Origin of the sequence: Symbiopectobacterium sp. RP (genome assembly GCF_050472005.1) — a bacterium.
Taxonomy (GTDB): domain Bacteria; phylum Pseudomonadota; class Gammaproteobacteria; order Enterobacterales; family Enterobacteriaceae; genus Symbiopectobacterium.
In genome coordinates, this window is the sequence record NZ_JBGOGS010000001.1 from 2,638,911 (window position 1) to 2,665,613 (window position 26,703).

At 50.1% G+C, this 26,703-nt stretch carries 25 protein-coding genes and 2 pseudogenes; 9 read left to right on the forward strand and 18 right to left on the reverse strand.

Going from position 1 to position 26,703, the window contains the following annotated elements:
• The first annotated feature begins 218 nt into the window (after nucleotides 1-218).
• The 5 genes and pseudogenes from ydiK (at nucleotide 219) to gpmA (ending at nucleotide 5,666) form a co-directional block, all read left to right on the forward strand.
• Nucleotides 219-1,337 (forward strand): AI-2E family transporter YdiK, encoded by a 1,119-nt coding sequence (gene ydiK, locus ACD630_RS17545; protein WP_430360122.1) that lies wholly within the window; start codon nucleotides 219-221, stop codon nucleotides 1,335-1,337.
• 388 nt (nucleotides 1,338-1,725) lie between these two features.
• Nucleotides 1,726-2,569, forward strand: a pseudogene (locus ACD630_RS17550) (IS5 family transposase).
• A 44-nt stretch (nucleotides 2,570-2,613) separates the two neighbouring features.
• Entirely contained in the window at nucleotides 2,614-3,630 is a 1,017-nt protein-coding gene (gene galE, locus ACD630_RS17555) for a UDP-glucose 4-epimerase GalE (RefSeq protein ID WP_430359810.1), read from the forward strand.
• Nucleotides 3,631-3,649: 19 nt separating this feature from the next.
• Nucleotides 3,650-4,693, forward strand: coding sequence for a galactose-1-epimerase (gene galM, locus ACD630_RS17560; RefSeq protein ID WP_430359811.1), 1,044 nt, complete (start codon nucleotides 3,650-3,652; stop codon nucleotides 4,691-4,693).
• A 220-nt stretch (nucleotides 4,694-4,913) separates the two neighbouring features.
• Nucleotides 4,914-5,666: a 2,3-diphosphoglycerate-dependent phosphoglycerate mutase gene (gpmA, locus tag ACD630_RS17565; RefSeq protein WP_430359812.1), complete on the forward strand. Its 753-nt coding sequence runs from the start codon at nucleotides 4,914-4,916 to the stop codon at nucleotides 5,664-5,666.
• Nucleotides 5,667-5,981: 315 nt separating this feature from the next.
• Here the strand turns inward: gpmA and ACD630_RS17570 are convergent, their stop codons facing one another.
• Nucleotides 5,982-7,049, reverse strand: a complete 1,068-nt coding sequence (locus tag ACD630_RS17570; protein ID WP_430359813.1) for an FkbM family methyltransferase — start codon at nucleotides 7,047-7,049, stop codon at nucleotides 5,982-5,984.
• A gap of 223 nt (nucleotides 7,050-7,272) precedes the next feature.
• Between ACD630_RS17570 and ACD630_RS17575 the strand changes: the two are divergent.
• A pseudogene (locus ACD630_RS17575) lies at nucleotides 7,273-8,617 on the forward strand (IS256 family transposase).
• Between the two features lie 305 nt (nucleotides 8,618-8,922).
• Nucleotides 8,923-9,963 (forward strand): IS481 family transposase, encoded by a 1,041-nt coding sequence (locus ACD630_RS17580; protein ID WP_430359814.1) that lies wholly within the window; start codon nucleotides 8,923-8,925, stop codon nucleotides 9,961-9,963.
• A 154-nt stretch (nucleotides 9,964-10,117) separates the two neighbouring features.
• Here the strand turns inward: ACD630_RS17580 and rluB are convergent, their stop codons facing one another.
• Nucleotides 10,118-10,990 carry a 23S rRNA pseudouridine(2605) synthase RluB gene (rluB, locus tag ACD630_RS17585; RefSeq protein ID WP_430359815.1) on the reverse strand — a complete coding sequence of 291 codons (873 nt, stop codon included), beginning with the start codon at nucleotides 10,988-10,990 and terminating at the stop codon, nucleotides 10,118-10,120.
• A 269-nt stretch (nucleotides 10,991-11,259) separates the two neighbouring features.
• On the opposite strand from rluB, the gene ACD630_RS17590 reads away from it, so the two are divergent.
• Both ACD630_RS17590 and ACD630_RS17595 read left to right on the forward strand, forming a co-directional pair.
• A complete protein-coding gene (locus tag ACD630_RS17590) occupies nucleotides 11,260-11,436 on the forward strand; it encodes a hypothetical protein (RefSeq protein WP_430359816.1) in 177 nt (58 codons plus the stop codon).
• Nucleotides 11,437-11,801: 365 nt separating this feature from the next.
• Nucleotides 11,802-12,746: an Rpn family recombination-promoting nuclease/putative transposase gene (locus ACD630_RS17595; RefSeq protein ID WP_430359817.1), complete on the forward strand. Its 945-nt coding sequence runs from the start codon at nucleotides 11,802-11,804 to the stop codon at nucleotides 12,744-12,746.
• Here the strand turns inward: ACD630_RS17595 and ACD630_RS17600 are convergent.
• The 16 genes from ACD630_RS17600 to ACD630_RS17675 all read right to left on the reverse strand — a co-directional run bounded on the left by ACD630_RS17600 (nucleotide 12,743) and on the right by ACD630_RS17675 (nucleotide 26,530).
• A complete protein-coding gene (locus ACD630_RS17600) occupies nucleotides 12,743-12,877 on the reverse strand; it encodes a tail fiber assembly protein (protein WP_430359090.1) in 135 nt (44 codons plus the stop codon). The genes ACD630_RS17595 and ACD630_RS17600 overlap by 4 nt on opposite strands.
• Nucleotides 12,878-12,924: 47 nt before the next feature.
• Entirely contained in the window at nucleotides 12,925-13,947 is a 1,023-nt protein-coding gene (locus ACD630_RS17605) for a hypothetical protein (RefSeq protein ID WP_430359091.1), read from the reverse strand.
• Nucleotides 13,934-14,524 carry a YmfQ family protein gene (locus tag ACD630_RS17610; RefSeq protein ID WP_430358824.1) on the reverse strand — a complete coding sequence of 197 codons (591 nt, stop codon included), beginning with the start codon at nucleotides 14,522-14,524 and terminating at the stop codon, nucleotides 13,934-13,936. The genes ACD630_RS17605 and ACD630_RS17610 overlap by 14 nt, the downstream gene beginning before the upstream one ends.
• A 5-nt stretch (nucleotides 14,525-14,529) precedes the next feature.
• Complete coding sequence (locus tag ACD630_RS17615) at nucleotides 14,530-15,450, reverse strand: baseplate J/gp47 family protein (protein WP_430359092.1); 921 nt, start codon at nucleotides 15,448-15,450, stop codon at nucleotides 14,530-14,532.
• A 538-nt stretch (nucleotides 15,451-15,988) separates the two neighbouring features.
• Entirely contained in the window at nucleotides 15,989-17,617 is a 1,629-nt protein-coding gene (locus ACD630_RS17620; RefSeq protein WP_430359093.1) for a terminase large subunit, read from the reverse strand.
• 16 nt (nucleotides 17,618-17,633) lie between these two features.
• Complete coding sequence (locus ACD630_RS17625; protein ID WP_430359094.1) at nucleotides 17,634-18,011, reverse strand: phage terminase small subunit P27 family; 378 nt, start codon at nucleotides 18,009-18,011, stop codon at nucleotides 17,634-17,636.
• A 94-nt stretch (nucleotides 18,012-18,105) separates the two neighbouring features.
• Nucleotides 18,106-18,531 (reverse strand): phage head closure protein, encoded by a 426-nt coding sequence (locus ACD630_RS17630; protein ID WP_430359095.1) that lies wholly within the window; start codon nucleotides 18,529-18,531, stop codon nucleotides 18,106-18,108.
• 9 nt (nucleotides 18,532-18,540) lie between these two features.
• Complete coding sequence (locus ACD630_RS17635; RefSeq protein ID WP_430359096.1) at nucleotides 18,541-18,981, reverse strand: HNH endonuclease; 441 nt, start codon at nucleotides 18,979-18,981, stop codon at nucleotides 18,541-18,543.
• Nucleotides 18,981-19,286, reverse strand: a complete 306-nt coding sequence (locus tag ACD630_RS17640) for a head-tail connector protein (RefSeq protein ID WP_430359097.1) — start codon at nucleotides 19,284-19,286, stop codon at nucleotides 18,981-18,983. The genes ACD630_RS17635 and ACD630_RS17640 overlap by 1 nt, the downstream gene beginning before the upstream one ends.
• Nucleotides 19,279-20,502, reverse strand: a complete 1,224-nt coding sequence (locus tag ACD630_RS17645) for a phage portal protein (RefSeq protein WP_430359098.1) — start codon at nucleotides 20,500-20,502, stop codon at nucleotides 19,279-19,281. The genes ACD630_RS17640 and ACD630_RS17645 overlap by 8 nt, the downstream gene beginning before the upstream one ends.
• The gene (locus tag ACD630_RS17650; protein ID WP_430359099.1) at nucleotides 20,487-21,038 is read right to left on the reverse strand and encodes an HK97 family phage prohead protease; all 552 of its coding nucleotides are present in this window, start codon (nucleotides 21,036-21,038) and stop codon (nucleotides 20,487-20,489) included. The genes ACD630_RS17645 and ACD630_RS17650 overlap by 16 nt, the downstream gene beginning before the upstream one ends.
• A gap of 1 nt (nucleotide 21,039) precedes the next feature.
• Nucleotides 21,040-22,209, reverse strand: a complete 1,170-nt coding sequence (locus tag ACD630_RS17655) for a phage major capsid protein (protein WP_430359100.1) — start codon at nucleotides 22,207-22,209, stop codon at nucleotides 21,040-21,042.
• Nucleotides 22,210-22,461: 252 nt separating this feature from the next.
• Nucleotides 22,462-22,857, reverse strand: coding sequence for an antiterminator Q family protein (locus tag ACD630_RS17660; protein WP_430359101.1), 396 nt, complete (start codon nucleotides 22,855-22,857; stop codon nucleotides 22,462-22,464).
• Between the two features lie 276 nt (nucleotides 22,858-23,133).
• Nucleotides 23,134-23,487 carry a hypothetical protein gene (locus ACD630_RS17665; RefSeq protein WP_430359102.1) on the reverse strand — a complete coding sequence of 118 codons (354 nt, stop codon included), beginning with the start codon at nucleotides 23,485-23,487 and terminating at the stop codon, nucleotides 23,134-23,136.
• 395 nt (nucleotides 23,488-23,882) lie between these two features.
• Nucleotides 23,883-26,201 carry a toprim domain-containing protein gene (locus tag ACD630_RS17670; RefSeq protein ID WP_430359103.1) on the reverse strand — a complete coding sequence of 773 codons (2,319 nt, stop codon included), beginning with the start codon at nucleotides 26,199-26,201 and terminating at the stop codon, nucleotides 23,883-23,885.
• A complete protein-coding gene (locus tag ACD630_RS17675; RefSeq protein ID WP_430359993.1) occupies nucleotides 26,198-26,530 on the reverse strand; it encodes a hypothetical protein in 333 nt (110 codons plus the stop codon). Before ACD630_RS17675 ends, ACD630_RS17670 begins: the two co-directional genes overlap by 4 nt.
• Nucleotides 26,531-26,703 lie beyond the last annotated feature (173 nt).

The window sequence follows — 26,703 nt, forward strand, 5'->3', positions numbered from 1 at the left end:
AGCATGATTTTTGGAACCCTGTCCGTGAATGCGTTAACACAATAGCTCACACGCTGTCAAAAACACGAGAAATGCCCCATTATAAGTTATCCCCGCCGGATGACCCGAGCGATCGCAGGGAACTTGTTCAACGTCGGGTCTCTATACAGAGGTATTTTCCATTGACGAAGTCATCATCGCCCAAACCGCTGGCCGCGCATTCTCCACTGTCTGCAACGATGCAGCAAAGTGCACACCAGCAGCGTTTTGATTTGCCCCGCATCCTCTTTAGTCTGATGTTTATCACTATCATGATCATCGCCTGTTTCTGGGTGGTGCAACCCTTTATTCTGGGCTTTGCCTGGGCCAGCATGGTGGTGATTGCCACCTGGCCGCTGATGTTGAAAATGCAGAAGTTACTGTGGGGCAAGCGCGCGTTAGCGGTAACCGGCATGACGCTGTTGCTTTGCCTGCTGTTTGTGATGCCGATTTCTATCCTAGTCAGCACAGTGATGGACAACACCTCCGCCATCGTCAGTTGGGCCTCCGGGCAAGAGAAACTGACGCCTCCTCGTATGGAGTGGCTGACATCCCTGCCTTTTGTCGGCGACAGGATGTTTTCAAGTTGGCACCGTTTGCTGCAAAGTGGCGGCAGCGGCGTGTTTGCCAAAGTGCAGCCCTATATCGGCCAAACCGCTACCTGGCTGTTATCACAAGCGGCCCACATTGGACGTTTCCTGATGCACTGTGGCCTGATGCTGATTTTTAGTGCCCTGCTTTACTATAAAGGTGAAGCGGTTGCCCAAGGCGTGCGCCACTTTGCGCTTCGTCTGGGACGCGAGCGCGGTGATGCAGCGGTGCTCCTAGCAGCACAATCGATTCGTGCCGTCGCGCTCGGCGTGGTGGTGACCGCTATCGTACAATCGGTGCTGGGTGGTATTGGCCTCGCCATCTCCGGCATCTCGTACCCAACCTTGCTGACCGTCGTGATGTTCCTGTTCTGTCTGGCGCAACTGGGACCGCTTCTGGTGCTGATCCCCGCGATAATCTGGCTCTATTGGAGCGGTGATACTACCTGGGGCACCATTCTGTTGGTGTGGAGTTGTGTGGTGGGCACGCTGGATAACGTCATCCGCCCGATGTTGATACGCATGGGCGCCGATCTGCCCATGCTGCTGATTCTGTGCGGCGTGATTGGTGGCTTGTTGGCATTTGGCATGATCGGCCTGTTTATCGGCCCAGTGGTGCTTGCCGTTTCGTACCGCTTGCTCTCTGCCTGGATGAAGGAAACGCCATTGCCAGAAATCATTGCGGATGCATCGCCGTCGCCAAACGATCGTCCGACACACTCGCAGTAAGCACTGCTGCCACAGCGTGAAACCTTAGCGCTGCGGCAAATTCATTAAATAGATAAATAATCTTAATGATTTTCGTGTAGCCCCCACGGATTATTCTGATTTACTATGGATAAGCGGTAGTATTACATCAAATAGTTTGACAATATGCATCTCTGCGTGACAAATCCATTAAAAAAATGTTAACCATCAGGATGATTCTTAATGACTTAATGCCCCACAGCTTCTAGCATTATTCATGAAACGATTGTCAACCGTTGTCTTGCTGAACAAACGCTTTTTGTAAGGACAACGTGAGTTTGCTAATGAGGTTTCCTCCTCGTCAGAGCTAGGCTGTGTCCCTTAATTGCTTGAGCTATAGTATCCATCTGTTTCTACGACACTTTTGATTATGGCTCGCTACGATCTTTCTGATGAAGCATGGGCAATCATTGAGCCCTTGTTGCCAACCGTTTTGACATCTCCGCGGCCCGGCCGGCCGTGGGCAGAACATCGAAAAATCTTCAACGGCATGTTCTGGATGCTGTGTTCAGGCGCACCATGGCGTGATTTACCTGAACGTTACGGCCCATGGAAAACCGTTTATAACCGTTTCAATAGATGGTCAAAGTCTGGAATCATTAACATTATTTTCAATAAGTTACTTTCATTTCTTGATGCTCATGGACTTGTTGACTGGTCAGTCACTGCGCTGGATGGCAGTAATATCCGTGCGCTCAAATGTGCGGCTGGCGCTCAAAAAAACATTTCGATATTACCAACGATAATATCCTGGGTCGCTCACGAGGTGGTTATGGCACCAAAATCCACATGGCGACTGACGGAAGCGGCATCCTGCTAAACATCGTACTGAGTGCTGGGCAGGGTCACAAAAGCCTGTTTGCGTTATGACTCCTAGAGGGAATTGGCGTGCAACGCCAGAACGGCAGCATGAAGCATCGTGGCCATGCAGTACTGGCTGACAAAGCCTACTCTGGGAATACACTACGTAACGACTTGAAAAAAGAGGGATAAAAACGGTTATTCCCCGAAAATCAAATGAAAAACTGGCTTCAGATGGACGCTCGCAACTTGATCGTGATGCTTATCGCCGTCGCAACGTTGTGGAAAGGTGTTTTGGCCGTTTAAAGGAATATCGACGGATCGCCACACGTTATGAAAAAATGGCAAGAAACTATCTAGCAATGGTGAAACTGGGCTGCATCCGCTTGTTTTACCGCCGGTTACTCAATTAAGGGACACAGCCTAGTTTTATTCAACATTGGTCATCGAGGTTCTTATGAATGTTTTAGTGACAGGTGGTAGCGGTTACATCGGCAGCCATACCTGTGTTCAGCTTTTAGAAGCCGGGCATCAACCGATTATTCTGGACAACCTGTGCAACAGTAAAGCCAGCGTGGTGGAAACCCTTACCCGTCTCACCGGAAAGGCAGTGCCCTTTTATCAAGGTGATATTCGCGATAGCGTTTTATTAGACCGTATTTTTGCCACTGAAAACATCGATGCCGTGATCCATTTTGCTGCGCTAAAAGCGGTCGCAGAATCCGTCAGCAAGCCTGTGGAATACTATGACAATAACATCCATGGCACCCTGACGCTGGTTAAAGCAATGGAAAAAGCGGGCGTTAAAAACCTGATTTTTAGTTCCTCTGCAACGGTCTATGGCGATCAGCCACGTATCCCTTATCAGGAAAGCTTTCCCACCGGTATGCCCGCCAGCCCTTACGGGCGCAGCAAGTTGATCGTGGAGCAGATCCTGACAGACTTACAGAAAGCGCATCCGGAGTGGAGCATTGCCTTATTACGCTATTTCAATCCGGTTGGGGCACACCCTTCAGGAGAGATGGGCGAAGATCCGCAAGGCATCCCTAACAATTTGATGCCCTTTATCGCGCAAGTCGCCGTTGGTCGCCGAGAATCGCTGTCTGTCTTCGGTAATGACTACCCGACGGAAGATGGCACCTGCGTCAGAGATTACATCCATGTCGTCGATCTGGCCGACGGTCACGTGGCAGCAATGAAAGCACTGCATCAACGCCCGGGAGTACATATTTACAATCTGGGGGCTGGTGTCGGCTACAGTGTATTGAACGTCGTGCAAGCATTTAGTCAGGCATGCGGTAAACCGCTGCCCTATCACTTCGCCCCGCGCCGCGAGGGCGATCTTCCCGCCTATTGGGCCGATCCGGAAAAAGCGGCCAATGAACTCCACTGGCGCGTTACCCGGACGTTAGCGCAAATGGCGGAGGATACCTGGCGCTGGCAATCCAAACATCCCAATGGCTATCCCGACTGATACCCTGAGGAGCAGGTGTATGCTTAACGAAAAAAGTGCTGAAATGGCCCCAGATGGCCAGCCTTTTACGCTGACTACGCTACAGAACCGTGCAGGAATGCGCGTTATGTTAATAGATTGGGGCGCAACCTGGCTTTCTTGTCAGGTCCCTCTGCCGGAGGGAGAAGTGCGTGAAGTACTGCTCGGCTGCACGACACCTGCGGATTATCTGCGCCAACAGGCCTATCTTGGCGCGTCTATCGGGCGCTATGCCAACCGCATCGACCACGCCCGTTTACAGCGAAACGGCGCAATCTACACACTGACACCCAATCAGGGCAAACACCAGTTGCACGGTGGACCCGATGGGTTTCACGCGCGTCGCTGGCGTATTGTGCAGCAGGATGCTACGCAAATCACTTATCTGCTGGTCTCGCCCGATGGCGATCAGGGCTACCCGGGGCAATTGACCACACAGGCACGCTATCGGTTAACCGAACACAATGCGCTGGAAATTGAGTATTCCGCGCTGACAGAGAAAACCTGTCCGGTATGCCTGACTAACCACGCCTATTTCAATCTGGATGGACATACCAGCGATGTGCGTCACCACCGTTTACAACTGTTCGCCGATCATTATTTGCCGGTGAACAGTGAGGGGATCCCCGTTGACGGCCTTGCTCTGGTAAACCACACGGGTCTGGATTTCCGCCAGCCCAAAACGCTATTGAAGGATTTTTTGCACGACGCCGATCAGAAAGCGGTTAGCGGCTATGACCACGCTTATCTGCTGCATCGGACCTGCGGCTCCAGCGAATGCCCAGCGGCAAACCTGTGGTCTGCGGATGAGAAAGTGATGATGAGCGTCTTCACCAGCGCTCCAGCCTTGCAGCTTTACAGTGGGAACTTTCTCGCGGGGACCCCTGCCCGAGACGGCACTCTGTATGACAACTTCGCTGGAGTGGCGCTGGAAAGTGAATTTTTGCCAGACAGTCCAAATCATCCGGACTGGCCACAACCAGACTGTTGGCTGAAACCCGGTGAGCAGTACTGCTCACTGACAAGTTATCAATTCTTTACATAACGCCACCAAGACAGACTGGGCACGCTTTTACACGGTAAATTTATGTCAAGAACGTGCTCAGCAAACAATTCACGCTTTCGCTTACGCAAAAATTATTGTTATAGCCAAGTTAATGCAGATAAATCAGGTTTATCGGTGACTATTGACTGCCGTTAATTGCAGCGCAGCAATATAATGAGATCAGTTATCACTGAAATCTTAGGAACGAAGGAGTTTAGCTATGGCTGTAACTAAGCTGGTACTGGTGAGACACGGTGAAAGCCAGTGGAACAATGAAAACCGCTTCACAGGCTGGTACGATGTTGATCTGTCCGAAAAGGGCCGCTCAGAAGCCAAAGCCGCTGGTACGTTGCTGAAAAATGAAGGTTTCTCCTTCGATTTCGCGTATACCTCTGTGCTGAAACGCGCCATTCACACGCTGTGGAACATCCTGGACGAGCTGGATCAGGCTTGGTTGCCGGTGGAAAAGAGCTGGAAACTGAACGAACGCCACTACGGCGCGTTGCAGGGTCTAAACAAAGCGGAAACCGCTGAAAAATACGGTGATTACCAGGTTAAACAGTGGCGTCGTGGTTTTGCTATCACTCCGCCAGCGCTGACCCGTGAAGATGAGCGTTTCCCCGGCCACGATCCGCGTTACGCATCTCTGACTGACGATGAGTTGCCGCAGACTGAAAGCTTGGCGCTGACCATCGAACGCGTTGTGCCGTTCTGGAACGAAACGATCCTGCCACGCATCAAGAGCGGTGAGCGCGTTATCATCGCTGCACACGGTAACTCCCTGCGTGCGCTGGTGAAATACCTGGATAACATGGGCGAAGACGAAATCCTTGAACTGAATATCCCGACGGGTGTGCCGTTGGTGTATGAGTTCGATAAAAACTTCAAGCCGATCAAACACTACTATCTGGGTGACGCTGACGAAATCGCAGCGAAAGCCGCTGCCGTTGCTAACCAAGGCAAAGCTAAGTGATTTAATCTCTACTGAAATAGCCAAAGTAGGGTGAATCAGACAGGTAAAAGGGGTTGTAATGCATTGCATTCAACCTCTTTTTATTTAACCTTTCCCATATTCATGACATTCTCAATCTAGTGATATTGGCGGGACACTCGTACATTTTGAACAATGGCTACGAGCTAGGGAAAAGCCAAACAAATTGTGCCACCTAGCCAATTTCAGCCTGGTAAATTCCAGGTTGAAATTGACGTTATTACTTTTAGGCCACGGGCACAGCCAGATAAACCGCAGATATTTCTAGAAAACCTAACGATTCTCGGCTGTTTTGAGTTATGCCTCGCTAATGCAGTACAAAACCGTCTCTTCTTGGTGAATGGTGTAATGGCCTAACCGGAACCTATAGAAGGGGAATTTTGTTTGAATAAATGTTACCAGTTCAAAAAGATCGTTGGGCTTGTGGTAAAGAGAGACAGCTAGCTTCGGCTTGAATTGATGGATGGTTTCTTTCGCACCACGTAGTGCTTCCAGTTCCGCCCCCTCGATATCCAGCTTAATGAAATCAACTCGCTCAATTTCCCCCGCCTTCACCATATAATCAAGGGAACGGAGCGGTACTTGCTGATTCTGAACAGAGAAGCCAGGAGCATAACCACTTAAAATGATAGGAGGGCAGACCACTTCATGGTCTGAAAGACCTGCAGGAACAATCACAACGTTCTGATGCGGAAATTGTTTGGTATTATACTGCAATATTTCCTGGTGTGCTGCCACTGGGTCGAACGAGTAGACCCGGCCGTTAGCGCCCACTGCATTGGAAAAAACGGCTGCCGTATCGCCAAGACAGGCACCGCCATCTACAACGAAATCGCCACTCTCCGGTGCGATTCGAACACCGTCTTGCTCATAGAAATACTGACGTCGAAAGAGATAAGCTTCCAACCCCAAGCAGTCGATGACATATTTATTACCGCCGTACTCGAAATCGAAATGTCTCAGCTTGCCAAACATACCTGATATAGCCAGCTTACTGACAGTACTTTTCTCAATACTGAGGTAATTTTCAAATTCTGCTTTTTTATTAGCGAACTCAACGGGGAGTCTGATGCTCAAGTGCCCAGCCATTCGATACGCGATCAAATGCAGATACAACAACCGCGACTGGTCATCTTCCAATAACTGATATGCATTAAATAAATTGACCCAGTTCCGGAAATACCAATCAAAATAGAAAACACGAGCATTGGTATCAAAATCCATAGCGTGGTCATTACCATCTATGTTGAATCGATCTGCGTCGAAATTATCAGTAAACGTATTGACTTTCAAATTTTGAACGGCAAGAGCAAGCACCAGCGGATAAAACTGTTCTAATGTCTGTGGTAAATCAGAAGAAGCCATAATTTCACCCATAATATATGGAATTATAAAAAATAATGTTCCACTTTAACAGAAGAACTGCATTTATCAATAAAGTGATAAGAACAAGAATTGGTACATAACTCTGTCGATAACGGGCTAGAGCGGAGTTATGCTCATTTCTGGTGTACGGGGTTTCGGGGAGGGGGGCGTATCCTGCTGATTGATTTCGTGGATGATTTCAACAACAGAGAGATGATACCCCATGAAAAAGTCTACCCTACAGGTCTCCGCAGAACCAGATATTGCCGGTGATCCCTTGCATGAACTCATTCGTAATGGTGCCAGGCAGCTGATAGCTGCCGCCGTTGACGTTGAGCTCGAAGCCATGCTGCAACAACATGCTGAACACCGCCTTGACGACGGGCGTCATGCTGTCGTTCGTAACGGCTATTTGCCACCGCGAATCATACAGACGGGTATTGGGGATGTTGAAATTAAAGTACCTAAGGTCAGGGAGCGCAGCGGCAACGGAATATGCTTCAACAGCGCGTTGTTGCCGCCTTATCTGAAACGTGCAAAAAGCGTCGAAGAGTTGCTACCATGGCTGTACCTGCGAGGCATATCCACCGGTGATTTTCATGAAGCCCTGAGGGCGCTTCTCGGTGAAAAAGCGAATGGCCTCTCTGCCAGTACCATCAGCAGACTGAAACAGCAGTGGCTTGAAGAGCACAGGCAATGGTGCCTGCGTGATTTAAGCGATACGCGCTACGTTTATTTCTGGGCCGATGGCATATACAGCCATGTCAGGCAAGATGATTGCCTTTGCCTGCTGGTCATTATCGGCGTCACTGAGCATGGACGTAAGGAGCTGGTTGCGGTTGAAGATGGTTATCGAGAGTCAGAAGCAAACTGGGCCGAACTTCTTAATGGCCTGCGAGCACGTGGCCTAACCGTATCTCCCAAGCTGGCTACGGGAGACGGTGCCCTTGGTTTTTGGAATGCAATGGCAAAGATATTCCCGGACACGCAGCACCAACGCTGTTGGGTGCACAAAACCGCTAATGTGTTGGCTTCACTCCCCAAAGTCATGCAACCGAAAGTTAAGGCTGAGCTGCGGGAGGTTTGGCTAGCAGAGAGCCGCGATGCCGCTAATGAAGCCTTTGATGTTTTGTTGGCAAGGTTTTCAGCGAAGTATAGCCAAGCGACATTATTTTGATAACAATTAGCTGTATTTTTTTGGCACATATCAGGGCATTGGCTGTAATCATTTTTAAGTCGGTTGGCTATATCCTGCAGCGATGAAGAAGCTGGAAAAAGCTCGAGAAGAACTGCTGGCATTCTACGACTTCCCGTCAGAGCACTGGGCGTCAATAAGAACGACAAATCCGATTGAATCGGCTTTTGCGACTGTGAGGCTACGAAGCAGAGGCGCGAAGAACGGTGGTTCGAGAGAAACAACCCTGTCAATGGTATTTAAGCTGCTCCAGTCAGCTCAGAAAAGCTGGAACCGACTAAGAGGATTTGACCTGCTGACCCTGGTTGTAAGCAACGTCCAATTTAAGGATGGAGAACAGATTCACGAAGCATCAGAGCGGAACGTAGCCTGATCGCCATACACCAGATTTGCTAATAACTCGAATAGAAAACATCGCTGTTAATATTGATATCAAATAATCCGATAGCAAACAGCGTTGTGCCTAATAAAGGAGCCTGTTTAAGATTTTGTGTAAATGCCTTTCCTCAGAAGTGACCGTCAAGGCGGTCACCGAACTCGATATAGCCAAGCGACATTATTTTGATAACAATTAGCTGTATTAGTCGCGACTAGATCTGACACTGGACCTTGAAAGGTTGAGAGTTACCGGTTTTGATATGGGTGTCTAATCCTTAAACAAAACGCGAGGTAACTCTCATGCTTCATACTAACAATCCCATTATCAAACACAAAGTCGGCCTGCTCAATCTCGCCGAAGAACTCGGTAACGTATCAAAAGCCTGCAAGAGCATGGGCGTGTCACGCGATACATTTTACCGTTATCAGGAACTGGCTGCTGAAGGCGCCATTGATGCGCTGGTTAACCAGAAGCGCCGGGTTCCGAACCTGAAGAACCGCGCCGACGAAGCCACTGAACGCGCGGTTGTTGATTATGCTATTGAGTTCCCGCCCCATGGGCAGCACTGGACCTGTAATGAGCTGCGTAAAAAAGGCGTGTTTATCTCCGGCAGCGGCGTGCGCTCCATCTGGCAACGACACGACCTGGAGAACTTCCGTAAACGCCTGAAGGCGCTTGAGGAAAAGGTCGCCAGAGAAGGCATTGTCCTTACCGACGCTCAAATCGCAGCCCTGGAGAAGAAGGCGCACGATGATGAGGCCTGCGGTGAAATCGAGACGGCACATCCCGGGTATCTGGGCTCGCAGGACACCTTCTACGTGGGCAATCTGAAGGGGGTGGGCCGTATCTACCAGCAGACGTTCGTGGATACGTACTCGAAAGTGGCACACTGCAAGCTGTATACGAATAAAACACCGCTCACCGCCGCCGACCTGCTCAATGATCGCGTACTCCCGTTCTACGAGGCTCAGGGACTGCCGGTGCTGAGAATACTGACCGACAGGGGTACGGAGTACTGTGGTAAAGTGGAGCAGCATGATTATCAGCTTTATCTGGCTATCAACGATATCGAGCATACGAAAACGAAGGCGATGTCTCCGCAGACGAACGGCACCTGTGAGCGCTTCCATAAAACCATTTTGCAGGATTTTTATCAGGTTACGTTCGGCAAGAAGTTATATGGAGACCTGGAAAGCCTGCAGGTAGATCTGGACAACTGGTTGTGGCATTACAATAATGAGCGAACTCATCAGGGAAAAATGTGCTGCGGGCGTACGCCGATGGTCACTTTACTCGATGGAAAACGGATCTGGGCAGAAAAGGATCTGAACCAGATGTAATCTGACAGACACCTGTATAAATAATCGGTAACTGTCAGATCAGGTCTGAGCTAGTACAAATTAGCTGTATTTTTTTGCAACATATCAGGGCATTGGCTGTAATCATTTTTAAGTCGGTTGGCTATACCTTAACGTCACGCTTTTAACATCACACTTAGCCGTTACGCTTTGGCGCACTACGCCGCGCAGGACCTGCCTGGCCGTGGCGTTTTACCGCACGACGAATTTGATTGGCTTTCACCCGACGACGCTCACGCTCAACCGGCAGCTTGCTGGTGGTTTCCGCCGGCAATTGCACCAGTTCGCGCAGATAGTTAAGTTGTTCGAGCGGCATTTCCGTCCAGCCGCCGCGCGGCAACCCTTTTGGTAATGGAATGTCGCCATAGCGCACGCGAATCAGGCGACTTACTTGCACGCCAACCGCTTCCCACAAACGACGCACTTCTCGGTTACGCCCTTCTGTCAGCGTAACGTTATACCACTGGTTTAACCCTTCACCGCCGCTGTACTTCAGGGTGCAGAACGATGCAGGACCGTCATCAAGCTGTACGCCTTTGGTCAGCAGCTTGAGTTTATCCTCATCCACTTCACCAAACACACGCACCGCATATTCGCGTTCCACTTCATGACTGGGGTGCATCAAGCGGTTTGCCAATTCGCCGTCGGTGGTGAACAGCAGCAGGCCGGAGGTATTCACATCCAGACGCCCTACCGCCACCCAGCGTGAACCGCGCATTTTCGGCAAACGATCGAACACCGTCGGGCGACCATCGGGATCGCTGCAGGTGCAAAGCTCACCTTCTGGTTTGTAATAAATCAGTACGCGACAGACTGCTTCTTCGGTTTCTTTAACAGAAACCACGTGACCATCGATACGAATGCGGGTTGCTTTGGTTACCTCGACGCGGTCGCCCAGCGTCGCAATTTTGCCGTCCACGCTCACACGGCCTGCCTGGATAATGCCTTCGATCTCGCGGCGTGAGCCGTGGCCAGCACGCGCCAGCGCTTTTTGTAACTTTTCGCTCATTGAGCAGCCTCAGAGTGTCGCCTTCACAGGCGTCGGATAAAACAATGAGTTAACGTTAATTTACTTATAACTCACTGATGAGTATCTGTTTAACAGAGTAATCCTCCCTGTTTATCGCCACATCGCCGTACCCGTAGCGCGAGTGGCCGATCATTCTACATGAATTTTAGGCTAAAAAGCGCATCTTGTTTGAGTACAACGGCATATCAACCGATAATCCTGTTTCCAAGGAACCGTATACGCTAGCGCCGACACTACAGGAAACGTCCATGACATCGATTTCACCACTGGTCTGCCGTGATGCCACGCACTACGACAGCCATCAGCTCGCCTCCATATTGACTGAATGCTTCACGGATTATGTGATCCCTTTCACCCTCGATGGCCCGACGTTTGCCACACGCTTTAACGCAGAGGGTCTGTCGTTGACCGAGAGCCGCATCTGAAACGTCAACAACAACCCGGTAGCGCTGGCAATCATGGTGCGTCGCGGCTCGCGTTGCCGCCTGGCCGCCTGGCCGTCTTTGCCATTCATCCACACTGGCGCCGTGGCGGGTTGGGAACAGCGATGTTGGAGCATCAGCGAAGCTCTAAAGTTATAAAATGATATTTATCATATGCTTATGTTATTTTTGTGCTCAAAAAATAGGCGACAAAAAACAACAAAGCACGACAATACACGACATTTTTATCAATACGTTACCGTCCATTTCGACTTGCAGACTCCCTTCCTTAGACGTGAAAAATCACATTCACCCCGAGCTGGAAATCCCGATGGCATACCGTAACCTGAGCAAGGTATACTGCGCCAATGACAACATCCTCACTCTCCCAACATGACTCCCTGTTCAAAAAGTTCCTCGGCGATATCACGGTCGCCCGAGACTTTCTGGAAATCCATTTGCCGCCTCATCTACGGGAACGCTGCGATTTCAGTACGCTGGCAATGGAGTCGGGCAGTTTTATCGAAGACGACCTGCGCACCCAGTGTTCGGATATGCTCTATTCCGTGCAGACAAAAACGGGGAAAGGCTATATCTACACATTGATCGAGCACCAGAGTAGGCCCGAGAAGTTGATGGCGTGGCGTTTAATGCGTTATAGCATGGCAGCCATGCAGCGGCACCTGGAGCAAGGCAACGAGACCTTGCCCGTGGTCATCCCGCTCCTGTTCTACCACGGCACCACGTCGCCCTACCCCTACAGCACCCAATGGCTCGATTGCTTTGCTGACCCTGAACTGGCAGAATCAGTCTATACACAGGCATTCCCGCTGGTCGATATTACCGCAATACCGGATGACGAAATCCTGACGCATAGGCGGGTAGCGCTGCTGGAGCTGGTGCAGAAACATATTCGTACACGGGATATGCTGGAACTGGTTAACGAGCTGGCCTGTCTGCTTGAGCAATGGGCAGTGCCCAAAGAGCAGTTCCGGGGCTTGATGTATTATATTCTCGAACGTGGCAATACCTCGAACGCCGAGCAGTTCTTGCAGGGGATCGCCACCAAAACCACGGATTACCGGGAGGACGTGATGACTATCGCAGAACAGCTTGAAGCCAAAGGTGAACAACGCGGCATTGAAAAAGGAATACTTCTTGGTCGCCAGGAAGGTCGCCAGGAAGGCGAGCATAGCGCCTCGCTCAACATTGCAAGGCAACTTATCGCCAACGGTGTTGAACGCACCATCGTCAAAATGTCGACCGGCCTGTCCGATGATGAACTGGCCACTCTGTTCGACGACCGACGCTAATTCCCCGTTTTTTCACCTTCGGGCGCTTCCGGCAAGATGATAGCCGGCGCTGTGCTGATATCCACCTGGTTTAGCAGTACACGGTATTTCTTCCACGCGACAAGCTGGGCCTTTTCTGCCTCCGTGGCCATATCGGGGTCTACTCCTGAAGGGGGGCAATAGCGGTGGAGGCACTCTCTCACCCCCCAATGGCATGATAGCAAACCTCCATTGCACGCCCCCGCCCGGAATCACTCCACAGATTCCACTGCACTGAAAACCCTGTTTTTGACAAATTTCTGGCTCTCATCACCCAGCCGTTAATTTTGGGGTCGCCATTTTCTTTCACAAAAAGAAACGGGATTTCGGTAAATACTTTCGGGAAAACAACATCAAGCGGCGCACCATATGTTGAATCCAGACGCCCAAAAATTTCTATCTTCCCGTCCGAAAATTTTCGCCAGTAATACCCTGTACCAGACCCCGTTTCTACGATATCGACTACACCGGTTTTTTTGGGCTGGAAGGTCTTTTTCAGGTAAACATCCAGCCACTGATTACCCCATTTGCTGCCGAGAATATTGCCGTCAGCGGCCATTCTTGCCGCCCCGGCATACACGGAAGAAGGGGCACGAAAACCGCCATCTTTATGAAAAATATAATCGCCGCCGCCATCAATACCGTTATTGATGTGTATTCCATCACCGCCCTTGTCTTTCCAGATATAGGCGCACACTTTACCATCAGCATTCGCGAGAATAAAATGCTTACGGTTATCCCCCTTCAGTCCGATTTGGCCACCCTGTGAAATAATGTTGCCATTGACCGTTCCGCCAGTACGTTTATCCAGTGCGTTTTTTGCACAATCTACCGTTTCCGTTAAACCGAGGTTCTTCACAAATTGATTTTTATCGGGGATGTCAGTGCCATTTTCATTTTTTGTTAATTTTTGTCTTAATGATCCAATCAACTCTGCTTTTGCTTTATCAACGGCATCACTCGCTAACTTTTTTATCGCTTCATAAAGCTGATCATGCCTGTTTTTATCGAGTTTAATGCCCGATTTCTCAATGACCGTGCAAGGCTCTTCCTGTAGCGCATCAAAAATGTCACTGTTCAAATGGGTTGACGGTGTTCCTGTTGTCGGATCGCCGTTGGTAAACCCGTTTTTCCCCTGACCAAATTTATCTTTTTGTGCCGTCGGCGTATCAATGCGATGCATCTCGTGCTCCTTCTGGGTAAGCAAAAATGACGTGGGTATGGGAGGGACACTGGCGTCTGATAACGCATTCAACGGCGCTGTCTCCCCACGTGCGAATAGGTGAGGGGCAATCACTGATGCAGGTCATCCAGCGGACATTCGCTTGCGCAGGAATATTCACTCGCCAGTAGTAGCGCCACTTGTCCCCCCAAGACGGATCGGGTGTACTGTCAAGATGTTGAAATTGTTCTATTGTTGCCGTGGGATAACCCAATATTTCTAACTGCTTTTTAAAGAATGCTTCGCTTATACCACCCACCGTATTCACCTTGGCATCAAGGACTTGTTGCCGTTCTCCTGTCGTCTGCTGTCTATTTGCCAGGCATTTGTCCGGCAACCCGCATAATTTTTCGTAGCGATTAATTAATTCAACCGATTGGGCCGGGTTAATTTCAATCATCAGGCTATCGGCGTGTTGATGAGCCTGTGCCAGTGACGGTGCCAGCCCTTTAATGAGCGGATCTTCTTTATCCCATGCAGGCCCCGGCGGTAACAGCGATTGCAGTAGCTGTGTGTATTCCTCGTCGAGTTGACTCATTACGCTCATTCCTTATATTTTGCCCACGTGAGCTCACCCAATACCGGTACTTCCGTCTGGGTTAATTCAATGTCTGCCGTTGGCGCAATCAGGCGATGAGCGACTTCACCTGTAGCAAGACTAATCACTTCAGCGAGCCTTGAGAGAAAAAGCTGGCTGCCGGGTTCTCCTTCTCGATGTAAGAACGCTTTGATTTCAGCAATAACTGCCGCCCGAATGTCTGGCGTATCGGTTGATAAGGCTATCGAGATGAGAACGGTTTTTGCCGTGACGGGAAATACCGTTAAGCCACTTCCGGCAACGGGGGCAAGCGGTAAGATGTGCGCTTTGACTTTAGTTAATATTTCCTGTGTGGGGGCCGGATGGTCTACATCATCACTGGCAACCATGACCCCAACTGTGCCGATACCGTTCTTGTGTCGATGTGTCCATGCCCGACTTATTCCCAGGACTTCTTTCGCCCAGCGAACATAATCACTATCCGCCCCCCCTTGCGGCGTATCGTACCAGCGCGCCATGATGCGTTGTCGCCAGCTATCCAGCGCTTCAATATCGGTGCCTGTCCTGATGTTATCGGCATAGCCGGTAGACGACAGTCCCGTTATCGGGGTTGCCAGACGCAGTGCGATACCGTCTTCGCAATTACCCGCCTGACCGCGGCTTTTTGCAATGATCGGCACGCGAAGTACACCCTTTGCGGATGTTGTTGGGGCCGTTGTGGTGTATATTTGACCATCATCACGGTGTATTTCAGTGTCAGCGGGCATCGATATGGCATGTTGTACCCCCTCCCACCGAACAAATCCGCTCGCCTTGGTGGCCCCTTTTCGTGGACAACGCTTGATATTTCCATGTCGGGTCAACCAGTCTTCATCGGCTAAATCCGGCAAGATATTACGCGCTAAATAATCGATATAGCCGTACAAGGTGTGATTTTCTAAAATAAAAACACTAAAAACATAAAGTTAACTAATATAAAAGCCAAAAATCACAATAATGTTATACATGGTGTTATCCAAAATTGCCTGAACAAATATGCAGAAAAGTGAACGAATCTGAATGCCTAAATCAGTCAGGGAGAGGGAAAAAATCGAAATAGGGAGATGTCTGGCACATCGGCGATGACATGGATGCCGGGGAGATATGACGCTTAGGTAGGCCAGCCAGAGAAGAGGCTTTGACAAAGCAGGCAGGTAAGGATGAACCACGTATCTTTTAGCGACGCGGTTGAGGACAGGCTCCTCTCTTAAAGAGGGTTGGTTATTTTCTGCACTACAAAACTTTCGTAGTTCTGAACCACGTGACTTTAAGTCACACGCTTAGGTCGCTGCACAAATCCGAAATCGTCATTGATATTCAACAGGTTATCTGGGCACACCCCCATGCGGATTTCAAATCCCTATCGGCGATGCAATAATCGTTGCACCGGTATAAACCCCGGGATTTTCCCGTAGTTTAAGCACTTCACACCCCGCTGAATTCTGCAAGTCGTTGCTTCTGGTCATCACTCAAGGAGTAGGCGAACTCTTCATGCTCGGCCTGGAGCGTACCGAACGCCATCAGGAACGCGATCGCAGGGTCAATCTTGTTGGCGGACTTCTTCTTGTTCGGCTTGATATTGGCGTTGGCGTCACTCTCCATCACCACGTTACCCATCGCCCATGCCAGCACCGGATCGCCGTTGTGCCGGATAATCTGGCGGTTAACAAATACCTCGGCAGACTTGGCCACCGGACTGAACCGCATATAGGTTTGCGGGAACGGCTCTACATCCAGTCCCGCGCCCTGTAGCTGGGTTCTCAGGTGGGTAGCGTTCCATGTATCAAAGCCAATCAGCCGGATAGTGAATCGTTCACTGTCCTTGAGAATGTCATCCCGGATGCGGTCATAGTCGATGCAATCCCCCTTCGTGGTGCGTATCCAGCCAGCTTTGGCCCACTGGCGATAGATAGCCCGGTTCTTGTTGGCGACGTTCTCAAGCTGTGCCTCTGGCAGGTAGTGACGAGTGAGTAGCAATATGTCATTTTCACCGGGGAAGGCGTAGCAGACGCTGGTGATATCGCCTGTAGACGACAAATCCAGCCCGGCATAGCAATCCCTCCCGTTGAGATCTTCCTCGCTGTAGTCAGTTTTACAGGCGTCCCATGCGCCCGTTCCCATCCATGGAGTCGCCCCCTGACACCAGAGGTTAAAGCGTTTGGTCAGCATCTCCACCCACTGCGAAGGAATGCCCCGCGCCTTCTGAATCGTATCAACCAGTGCCGCCTGATCGACGGATACGTTCAGGTTGGGATTGGCCTTTATCCATTGATCGGGATCGTCCACTTCGTTTTCGTCGTCGAGTTCATAAATCAGCGCAAACAGGGACTCATTCGTTTCTTCGCCCGCCAATATCTGGCAACAGTAGTCGTAATGCTGCTTACAAGCGGAAACCACATTGCTTCCGGCTGTGGTGATAGCGAACAGCAGCCCCTCGGGACGTGCGCCCATGCCAAGCTCAAGTGCGGAGTACACGGCGTTATCTGGGTGTAGGTGATATTCATCCACTATGGCGAGGCTTGGGTTTGTCCCTTCGATGGTGGACGCTTTCGCCGCCAGCGGCTTTAGCAAGCTGTGGGATTTGGGGTAAATCATCTTGTGTTGCTGAATGGTTAGCCGCTTTCTTAGCGCGGGAGAAATCAAACTCATCTGGCGGGCATCGTCAAACACAATTCGTGCCTGGTCTCGACTTACCGCTGCCGTGTAGATATCGTGCTGCCCCTGCTCCATGACGAGAAAGTAGTTAGCCAAGATCGCCGCCAGTGTTGATTTAGCGTTTTTGCGCGGTACTTGAATGTAGGCACTGCGGTATTTCCTCCTGCCTGTTTCCGCATCCTTGAAACCAATAATATTGGCGAGGGCGAATTGCTGCCACGGCGCAAGATGAATCGGTTGGCCTCGAAGCGGTCCTTTGACATGGGGGCAAAGGGTGGCAAACGCGATAAAGCGCGCTACAGACTCTGTATCGAAGCGGTAAAGGGGGTTACGCAGGTCCTTAAAGTACCTTTCAGCAGCCTCTTTAAGGCGTTTACAGGCGGGAATATTGCCATTCATGACCCCCTCAGCGTATTTATGCCATGCATTTTCTGGCATTCAATAATTTCTCAATGTCATCTTCTTCTTCAGTCTCTACCGGATTGCGGCGGCGGGATACGGGGTCAAAGCCCAGCAGGGAGGCCATTTTTATCATGATGCGTTCGGCATCGGCCTTTGCTGCCAACGACGGATTGCGGGACTCCGCGCCACGGCTGCCTTCAACCGAAAAACCACGCTCAGCAATGTCCGCTATCGCTTTACGGTAAATGGAATAGTTGACGCAATATAACTCAAGACTGTTCCAGTCAGCCGGGTTCAAATCTCCTCGTTCTGCCATGAATTTTGCTTTGGCTTTCCACTCTGTAGCGGCTATCTCGTCGAGGTAGTCAGGTGCTTTAGGTGATCTTTTCATAACTTACTGTTTCCTATAAAATTTCTGCATTTCAAAAAATTGCCGCGCATAAAAATTTGAGGAGGCGGGCGGTCCCGGCAGGGGTAGCCATTCGTCATTCAAACGCCCCCACCCCATCATTTTGATAACCAAAACCGCCAAATTTTCGCCTGTTAACTTTCTCTTCCGATTGCTCTTCACATGAGAACGCCAGAAAGCGCCTGGCTGAGTTGACATCAATTACCCCTTTGATGTTATAGATACAATCATCAACAACTATCTGATTACTCTTGTAAAGTTGCTTCCTGTAGCGCACGATAACTCGATGTGTAATAACGTCATTGATTTGTACTGAACCAATGCGGATAGTTTCGCCTACCGGTGATACCTTTCCCCATGTTGTGTACTCATCTGTATAGACATCTTTTAACTCTGCTTCACCCGTTGGCTCATCGCGGTGTTTGCGAAACAACACTCGTTTATTGAGCTCCCCGATATCAGGGAAACGGTATCTCGCATTAATATCAAATGACCTGCTCATCCCTTCCCCTTAAATATCAATCTCGTATATCCAGTCCCAACGGTGCGCCGCTTTCTCTTCCTGCTCGCGGAACATGCCCGCCTTGCGCTGCTCCTTGGTGAGCGGATCTTTCGTTATCGTTTTGCGAGAGTGGCAACTCATGCAGAGGCTTTGATGATTTTCTTGCCACCAGAACAGAACATCCTTATCGCCATCAATCGGGATGATGTGGTCTACAACCTTGGCAGGGGTATAGATCCCTTTGCTCTCACACATCACACACAGCGGATGCTCATTGAGATACATCAGGCGATACTTTGCCCATTGGCTGGAATAGCCGCGTTGGGTATGAGTTCCCCGGCGCTTATCCAGTCGGCGGTTAGCTGCCCGCTTATGCAGTTCACACTTGCCGGACTTCACACGCTTAAAGCATCCCGGCTCTGTACATCGCCTTAATGGTTGATACGGCATTAATAAATTCCCACGTCACGGTAATAATTCCACAGTGTCTTTGTGGTAAACGGTAACTCGTTAGATTTATCGCCAGCACTCACGGCTTCTCTGCTTTCATACCAGAAGCCAATGAGCAACAGGCATCCCACTTTTAGCGCCGGAGTGAATGCCATCTCATCGCCAAACTGCTTGCCAATATGTTTCTGACAGACTTCCAGCGCCGCCTCAGCGTAAGCCGTTAGCAAACTGTCATCGTCCTGAAACTCCGCCTCTATCCGGCAGTGCTGTTTAATCTCATCCAGCCCGATTTCCGACTTATCCATAGGCGTTTTTCACCTCCATGGACTGCCGCCAAGCCTGACTAAACTCATCGCCACCTTCACGAGGAGATAGCCCTTCACGCTCACGCGCTTCATTGGGATTCATCACTCCGGACTTAATCGCTGTCTCGTAGCTCTGGAATCGTTCTTGCGGGTTCGAGCGCAGCAGGTCAGCAGAATCAAATTCCATCTGATAGCGCACACCGGGTATGCTGGACTCCACCAGTAGCGCCGCTTTAATTTGCTGCTCAAAGTTGGTCAGCCACGGACGGATCGTCATGGTCAGGAAAGCGCGGCTCGCTTCACTAAAATTGCTGTAGGTGCTGTTGCTGTACTCTTGCAGGAAGATAGGACTCACATTGAACATTCTGCCTACGTCCTCAATCGTCATGCGGCGAGAGGCGAGCCATTCCGCATCCTGATTACTCATCCCCAGTTTTTCGTACTGCATGTTGCCTTCGAGGATCGGCGTTTTACCCGCATTCCTCGCACCTTTATAACGGTCTAAGGCTCGAAGGGCCTTGGCTCCCTTTGCATCATCCAGCCAATCACCAGACTTGATAATTCCCGCCGCCATCATTCCATCTTTCATGATGCTGGCTCCGTGGCGCTGTTGGGCTAGGCCAAGTCCTAGCGTTTCTCTGCATTGGGTAATCGGTGAGCGGCCCATAAAGCCATCATCAGTGGCGTATCTGAGATGCAGCACCTCATATTGCAGATAAGTTCTCAATTTGCCGCTGTATGGCTCTGTCACCGTGTAGGCGTAACGATGGTCGCCAATCTGGTTCACCGTAACGGCTTGCGGTGGGTAAGGGTGCAAACTCTTGGGTTGTCCGTCCTTCCCCCATTCAATGACGGCATAGGCATTACCGTTCAGCAGACAATGGCGCATCAGCGTCCGCTTGAACTGGTAGGCCGTCTGGCAATCGTTAGGCGCTTCGTTCAGCAGGTAATCAACCGGGTGGTCACTAAGCCATTCCCGCGCTTCCTGTCCGTCGTGGTGTGTTACCCGATACAGGTAACAAGGCATCGCTGCCACGGCTTCACTAATCACCGTGACGGCATTCATCACGGCGGGTAGCGATTCTGCGGTTATCGGCGATACATATTCCCCGGAGGCGGAGTTAGGGATGCCCGCCAGAGAAAGGAACTCATCTATCGTCAGGCTGCGGGCTTCGCTTTTAGCTCGAAAAGGCCACATGTTCACACCTCCACCCATTGCAGCCAGCGGCGGCGGTCATCGGCTAAATTTTTAGCTGATTGACTCAGTGACCTCTTGGCTATCTCCACTGCACTTTCCGGGTAAGCGGGAAGGCTGGTGATCGTAATTTCCCGTAGCTCGGCAGAGTGAACCGTTCTTACGTACGGCTGGCTGGCGGTATCCCATGCATCCTTGAGTGAGCGAAAAGCAAAGCTCATCCCAGTAATGTCACCACGCTCTACCATCGTCAGCACATCCCGGCCTAGCTGCGTATCCGGGGGATTCAGGGCGAAGTGCAGCCCCGTTTCATCTTCATGCAAGGCCAGTGTACCGGAAGCCGTTCTGCCCAATAGACTTTTGGGGTCATGCTCCCACAGCGCCAACACATCCTGACCCGCCGCCAGATGCTCACGGAAGGCATAGGGGGCGAACTGTTCAACGAATTCATCGAACAGCACATGTGAACGGCTATTCCACTTCACCGCATACCCGGTCAGCGTTTGGTCTTTCCGGGTAAGGGTGGCTGTGCGGATTTCGATATCCGTCGAGGCCATCTTATGCCCCCTTGATTTCCAGCACCTTGATAGCGTTGGAGTCAACCAGCCCGCCGCCCAGATATTTACTGGTGTGCAGCTTGAAGAAGCCCGGCTCGGTGATCGCATCTGGACGGGTACGGGTGCCGGTCTCATGATCAACGATGGTGTAGCCGCGCTTGAAGTCACCAACCGCCAACACGGGCTTACCCGCTGCGGCATCCGGCATGTATTCGAGGTAATGTACCGGGTGGCCCAACAGCATATCGGGGTCGCCCGCTTGCATCCGGTCGCGCCAGATGTAATCACCGTTACCGTTCTTCAGCTTTTGCAGCAGGGCTGCGGTATTGGAGTTCATCACCCATACGGCGTTTTTGCGGTATTGCTTCTTGAGCTTGAATATCAGGTCGATTAGCTCATCGGACGTTGGCGCAGTTGCGGCAGTTACCCGCTTTTCCAGTGTGCCGAATGCCCGTTCCTTGTCGGCTTTGGCATCACGGGGATAGGCCAGAAAACCTTTTGCCTTCTTGCTGCCATCACCTGTAACCAAATCCGTTTCTTCCGTCTCGGTGAAGGTTTCGGCGATCTCCTCGGTCAGCCAAGAGAAAATATCAACATCGCTAAAATCAATAATTTCCTGTGTGGTCTTCGGATAGGCATATACCGGGAAGAGCTTGATGCTGACTTCTTCCAGCTTCGGAGACGCGGTTTCGCCACGTTTCTTACCTTCTTCGCCGTGAGCTACCGCCGCGCCCCCAACAGAGACGAGTTTTTTATATTCGTTGCTGTGAACCCGCTTCACCGTACAAATCTGGCGCATATCGGAATGAGCCGTCAGGCGGCGCATAATCTGTTTGTCGAGTTCAGGAATAACTGTGTAGCCGCCATCAGCCGGTACGCTGGTTGATAAGGAGCGAGTATCGCCCGTCATCACGTAGTGGCGTAATTCTTCATTGGTGAGCGGCTGGCTCGCCGGGGGAGTGATATCAGCCTTGGATCGTGTTTCTTCAGCAATAGATTCATAGCGGGCAATATCGGTATTCAGGGAATCAGCCTGTGAGCGTAATTCATCAAACTGTTTCGCTTCTTCGTCATTCAGGCTGCGTTTTTCCTGTTCAGATTGCGTTAATAGGGTTCGCATCTGTTCAGCAATCGCCGTTTTTTGCTGGCGCAATTCAATTAATTTTTTCATGGCATCTCTGTTTGTTTGGAAATAAACCTGCAACACCAGAAAAAAGTGCAGCGGTTACTGTCAGAAAGATAACCGCCGCTACCACAAAAAGTATTGCAAGGATATAGTTATGTCAGAACAGAAAATATTTTACACCTGCCGAATGCAGAAATAAATATAATCACTGACACTACCATTTAAAGTGAGTAAAAATAAATGCTCACGAACGAATATGAAAAGCATTTATTTATCCAGAGGCGGTTGTTTTTATCTTTAGTGCTCGTAAATATTCTCCTTTTGTACCGATTTATCCCTCTCAAGGGTGATATCAACCATTGCCAGACAGCCTTCAACAAAGCCCTCAGCAGGCTGTAGCCGCTTGATGAGCGTTGTCCGTGAGATACCGAGACGGTTAGCAATGGCGCGCTGTGGCTGGCGTTTAAAATAGTGCATGTGAATCAGTTGATGGTAATAACTGTTGTAATGCTTTAGCCGTCTAATAGCCGCATCTATCTTTATACCGTCATCATCACAGCAACTGGGGAGTGATTTTTTCGTGGAGGGAATAACACCCTTCATGAATACCGACGCGGTCTTCCATTTACCATCAATGCGGTCATCTGCTGCCCACGCTCCCCACCTTTCAAGCACAAGCTGAATATCCCGCATAATAGGGCCTTAATGTCAAAAGAGGATGGGGTATTTTAACATGGTTATCTATTATTAATATTCCACGGCGCGTTCTCAATCTTTTTATACAACCAATGCAGAGAAAAGTTAGGTCGTTAAATCACTTCTGTCTGACGCTGAGGATTAATCACAAAGTGGGTCAGATTTACTTTGGTAGTGACATCACGTCTGAGTGCCACTGTTCAAGATATACATGGAAATAATAACCCCCCATCAGAGACAGGGGTAGTATGGGTAAATATGAGAATAAATAATTTATATTTCTTTATTTTTAAATGCTTCAATTTCACATAACCAGTAACCTATCGTGTTGTCTGTCTCAAAAATAAAATCACAGAGTTCTTGGCTTGGTCTTGACCCTTTTCTTATTTTTGTGATCCCTTTCATATAGGCATTGTAAATAGCAGGCTCCACAAATCCCCTTTCAAAATCAGTTAACTCTCCGCGCTTAAGTTGTCCTTGAATCTCTTTAAGGGCAGATTGAGCATATTCTTTCAGTCCACTAACCTTATCGCTAATAGCTTTATCTTGCCTATACCGTGGATACATCTTATTTAGGTCCTCGGCAATATCATCAACACGGCGTTTAATTTCCATCAATCTTTTCATTTCCCATCCCTATTGATTGCCAGCCAAGAGAAAGCCTTCACGCTGGCAAATGTGGTTAATTTTTGGCCAATACGTTAACATCGAAGTCATGCGCTCAGTGCTTACCCCCCACCCCTAGAAAGTTTTGGCTTTTCCCCCTCTACCTCTCTACCTAAACGGCTCAAGCCAGAAGTGGCGCGGCTTTGAGGGGTAGAGAACGCCCATTTTTCTATTCTACCTCCTCCCTACCCCTCTCTACCTAATCGAAATGGCTGGGTAGAGAGAGGTAGACAACAGGTAGAGAGTAAATCTTTCGCTCTCTACCTCACTGAAACCCTTCTCCTGTCTGGCTTTAATAGGTTTTAGGTAGAGAAGGTAGAGAGCATTATGGGTAAACTCTTTATAGGTGGAGGGGGTCATTCATTGGGAATGCTATTGCCATAAGTGTGTGGCAGAAATGCATTCACTAAATCTGTTAACTGAACGTTGGTTTGCGTCACCCCTTTGATGCATCGGGTTTTATACTCCCGTCCGAATTCCATCGCGGCCTCCGTCATCGCCTTACTAAAATTTTGTACACTGAGAGGTTTCCCCAGCCCGTAATATTCCAGATATTCTTTATACAGGTGGTACAGATAGGTTTTCGGTTCTGAGCGGATGCATTTTCCTCCACCCATCATCAGACCACACGCCTTTTCCATAAAGTACAACGAGGCGCACATCGCTATGACTGAATTGGTTTCAGCTTTAACTACCAGCGCTTCCTGAGAATTGCGTTGCTCGGTTAGTAGCGTCTTGGCATGTTCTTCCTGGCTGGCAAATTTAGCCAGCAGATGACGAATAATAACGGGAAGTTCAGTGGCTATTTTGTCTGCCATCAGCGGATCTTTATCACCCACTACCGCATTGAACGGGAAGATCACCCGCCGCCGTGCAATACCGCCTTGATGTTCGGTTAATATCATCGGGTCGTTGTTGGTTGCAATCACAACGGCTTTAATCTGTGTACTAAACCGTTTTTCATACTTCGGATTAATCTCAACCAGATCGCCCCCTGTAATGGCTTTAATGCCTGCGCCCTCTCCCACATACTTAACCTGATCCGGCAGTATGATGAATCGTTTACCGACCAGTTGCGCCCGTCCGCCAACATCATCCAGTGATTTCATGTTGGCGCTTACCGTGTTGTGCTCACCCGCTAACAGTGTCGCAATCCGGGTAAAAATACTTTTCCCGCTGCCTCCTTTACCCGTGATTTCAATAAACAGTTGCCAGTCATAACGATTCGCCAGCACCATATAGAGCGCCGCCAATATCGCATCCATCTTTTTCACACCGTCAGCGGCTGAATGTGCAAGCCATTTATAAAAATTAGGCGCGTTATCTTTCAGGTTTTCACCAGGTACAGGCAACATATATTCAACGCCATTATGGTTATATAACCAGTCTTCGCCATTGTGCTGCCTGAATTGTTTGTTCTTTAAATCGTAAACACCATTACTGAACCCGATAAGATCATCAGATGGAGTACCCATAACCGGAACCTGTAGTTTCATCGCTTCAACAGCATTTTTGATGCCTGTCGGTGTGTAGGGTGTCTGGTACGCATTAAAGATTGCCACCATATCGCGCTGTAAGTCAGTATCGGCTATTTTTTGCCAGACAGTCCCATCATAACAATACGCTGTATTGCTCTCTGGATTTACCGCAACCTGACCATAACGCGCAGCCAGCAGTTCCCCACGTTGACTTGCCGCCATCTGACTCAGTTCCGGGCGGCGGTCTTCTTTGCCACTCCTAATCACCGTGATTGTTGCTTCTTTCATACTGGAACCCTTTGGCTGATACAACCCGCTGGTAAATGCTTCTGTGGTGGCGGCTAGCCCGTTTTTTTGGCGGTAGTCATCCCAGTCGGCCTTATGGTCAGTCGGCGGCAACGTTACCCAACCAGAGACAGCCGTAGCGGCGCTCTCAGCCTTCTCCTTACCCGTGTTGCGCTCATCGGGCTTAATGTCGTTATCTGCGGCGATGATGATCTGCGCATCCGGGCAACGCTGTCGCATCACCTGAGCAGCTGGCAGCAGGTTCCCGGCGTCAACCGCTGCGATAATTGTCGCATCAGGGCGGAACTGCTGAACCGAAAGCGCCGTTGCCAGCCCTTCGGCGATAATCACCGTTTCTGTCGATTCAACGGAATTGACCTTGCAGAAAGCGCCTTTCTTCACCGTTCCGGCTACCAGCCGTTTACTGCCATCGGGCTTAATCACCTGTGCGCCTGTCGTCGCGCCAGCGCCGTTTTTCAGTACCAGCAGCAGCGATCCATCGGACAGTATCGGGAAGGGGCATTGAAGCCCCTTTGATGCAAGGTAAGCAGACTGCCCCGTAGAGGCTTTTGCAGCCAGCGCCGCAACTTTCCCGGCGATATCCGTTTGAGGCTTCTCTTTGGCTTGTTTTGGTTCCGGCAACGGCATTGCCATAGCTTCAGCTACCTTTCCAGCGGCTTCAGGAGCGCTGCACTGGAACACCTTCATCACCAAATCCAGCCCTGTACCCGCCCCACAGTGCGAACAAAGATAGGTTCCTCGTCCCTCCAAATCATCGAAGCGGTAGCGGGTATTACCACCACAGTGAGGACATTCGCTTTCCTTGCGGTTGGTTGATATACCGAGGCGCTCCAGAATTGGGTCCCAATGCCCGCTGGCCTTGAGGCGGACATCATCGACAAAAGTGGTCATACCCCACCTCCGAGCGTTGACGTCATATCCGCCAGCATCGACTGCCAGATTTCAGCACCGGGGGCCGTCAATCCGTACTCGGTGACGCACTTTTCCAATAACCGTATGGCAGCGTCCTCCCATAGCCTGTAGTTCTGCTGCAAGGCTTCCAGAAAATAGCTATCCACGAGGTCACGGACACCTTTCACCCCACCAACTATCTGAACTTCAATGGGGGGTATAGTTTCAATCACAAAGTGCTCCCCACCATTGGTCTTGGTCAGATGGTCATACAGCACCGCCGAATACTGGTTAGCCAGCGCATTAAGGCGGAAGTTTTTTGTTACCAGTGTCATATTTCCCCCTCAATGTGCGGTTGGCGCTTCCGGCATCCCGGAATCGTTCAGCGTTTTGATAAAGCCATCGTGTAACTCGGATAGCACCTCACGCCCCATCTCGGAGAGGCCGCCGTTTTCACCCCGCATTGCGGCATAGAACTCGATGGCGTTTATCGTTCCCTGTT

Bases quoted from the DNA above. Each gene is read 5' to 3' on its own strand.
- ydiK (WP_430360122.1), top strand. From the start codon at position 219: ATGCAGCAAAGTGCACACCAGCAGCGTTTTGATTTGCCCCGCATCCTC.
- galE (WP_430359810.1), top strand. From the start codon at position 2,614: ATGAATGTTTTAGTGACAGGTGGTAGCGGTTACATCGGCAGCCATACC.
- galM (WP_430359811.1), top strand. From the start codon at position 3,650: ATGCTTAACGAAAAAAGTGCTGAAATGGCCCCAGATGGCCAGCCTTTT.
- gpmA (WP_430359812.1), top strand. From the start codon at position 4,914: ATGGCTGTAACTAAGCTGGTACTGGTGAGACACGGTGAAAGCCAGTGG.
- ACD630_RS17570 (WP_430359813.1), bottom strand. From the start codon at position 7,049: ATGGCTTCTTCTGATTTACCACAGACATTAGAACAGTTTTATCCGCTG.
- ACD630_RS17580 (WP_430359814.1), top strand. From the start codon at position 8,923: ATGCTTCATACTAACAATCCCATTATCAAACACAAAGTCGGCCTGCTC.
- rluB (WP_430359815.1), bottom strand. From the start codon at position 10,990: ATGAGCGAAAAGTTACAAAAAGCGCTGGCGCGTGCTGGCCACGGCTCA.
- ACD630_RS17590 (WP_430359816.1), top strand. From the start codon at position 11,260: ATGACATCGATTTCACCACTGGTCTGCCGTGATGCCACGCACTACGAC.
- ACD630_RS17595 (WP_430359817.1), top strand. From the start codon at position 11,802: ATGACAACATCCTCACTCTCCCAACATGACTCCCTGTTCAAAAAGTTC.
- ACD630_RS17600 (WP_430359090.1), bottom strand. From the start codon at position 12,877: ATGGCCACGGAGGCAGAAAAGGCCCAGCTTGTCGCGTGGAAGAAATAC.
- ACD630_RS17605 (WP_430359091.1), bottom strand. From the start codon at position 13,947: ATGCATCGCATTGATACGCCGACGGCACAAAAAGATAAATTTGGTCAG.
- ACD630_RS17610 (WP_430358824.1), bottom strand. From the start codon at position 14,524: ATGAGTCAACTCGACGAGGAATACACACAGCTACTGCAATCGCTGTTA.
- ACD630_RS17620 (WP_430359093.1), bottom strand. From the start codon at position 17,617: ATGAATGGCAATATTCCCGCCTGTAAACGCCTTAAAGAGGCTGCTGAA.
- ACD630_RS17625 (WP_430359094.1), bottom strand. From the start codon at position 18,011: ATGAAAAGATCACCTAAAGCACCTGACTACCTCGACGAGATAGCCGCT.
- ACD630_RS17630 (WP_430359095.1), bottom strand. From the start codon at position 18,531: ATGAGCAGGTCATTTGATATTAATGCGAGATACCGTTTCCCTGATATC.
- ACD630_RS17635 (WP_430359096.1), bottom strand. From the start codon at position 18,981: ATGCCGTATCAACCATTAAGGCGATGTACAGAGCCGGGATGCTTTAAG.
- ACD630_RS17640 (WP_430359097.1), bottom strand. From the start codon at position 19,286: ATGGATAAGTCGGAAATCGGGCTGGATGAGATTAAACAGCACTGCCGG.
- ACD630_RS17645 (WP_430359098.1), bottom strand. From the start codon at position 20,502: ATGGGTGGAGGTGTGAACATGTGGCCTTTTCGAGCTAAAAGCGAAGCC.
- ACD630_RS17650 (WP_430359099.1), bottom strand. From the start codon at position 21,038: ATGGCCTCGACGGATATCGAAATCCGCACAGCCACCCTTACCCGGAAA.
- ACD630_RS17655 (WP_430359100.1), bottom strand. From the start codon at position 22,209: ATGAAAAAATTAATTGAATTGCGCCAGCAAAAAACGGCGATTGCTGAA.
- ACD630_RS17660 (WP_430359101.1), bottom strand. From the start codon at position 22,857: ATGCGGGATATTCAGCTTGTGCTTGAAAGGTGGGGAGCGTGGGCAGCA.
- ACD630_RS17665 (WP_430359102.1), bottom strand. From the start codon at position 23,487: ATGAAAAGATTGATGGAAATTAAACGCCGTGTTGATGATATTGCCGAG.
- ACD630_RS17670 (WP_430359103.1), bottom strand. From the start codon at position 26,201: ATGACCACTTTTGTCGATGATGTCCGCCTCAAGGCCAGCGGGCATTGG.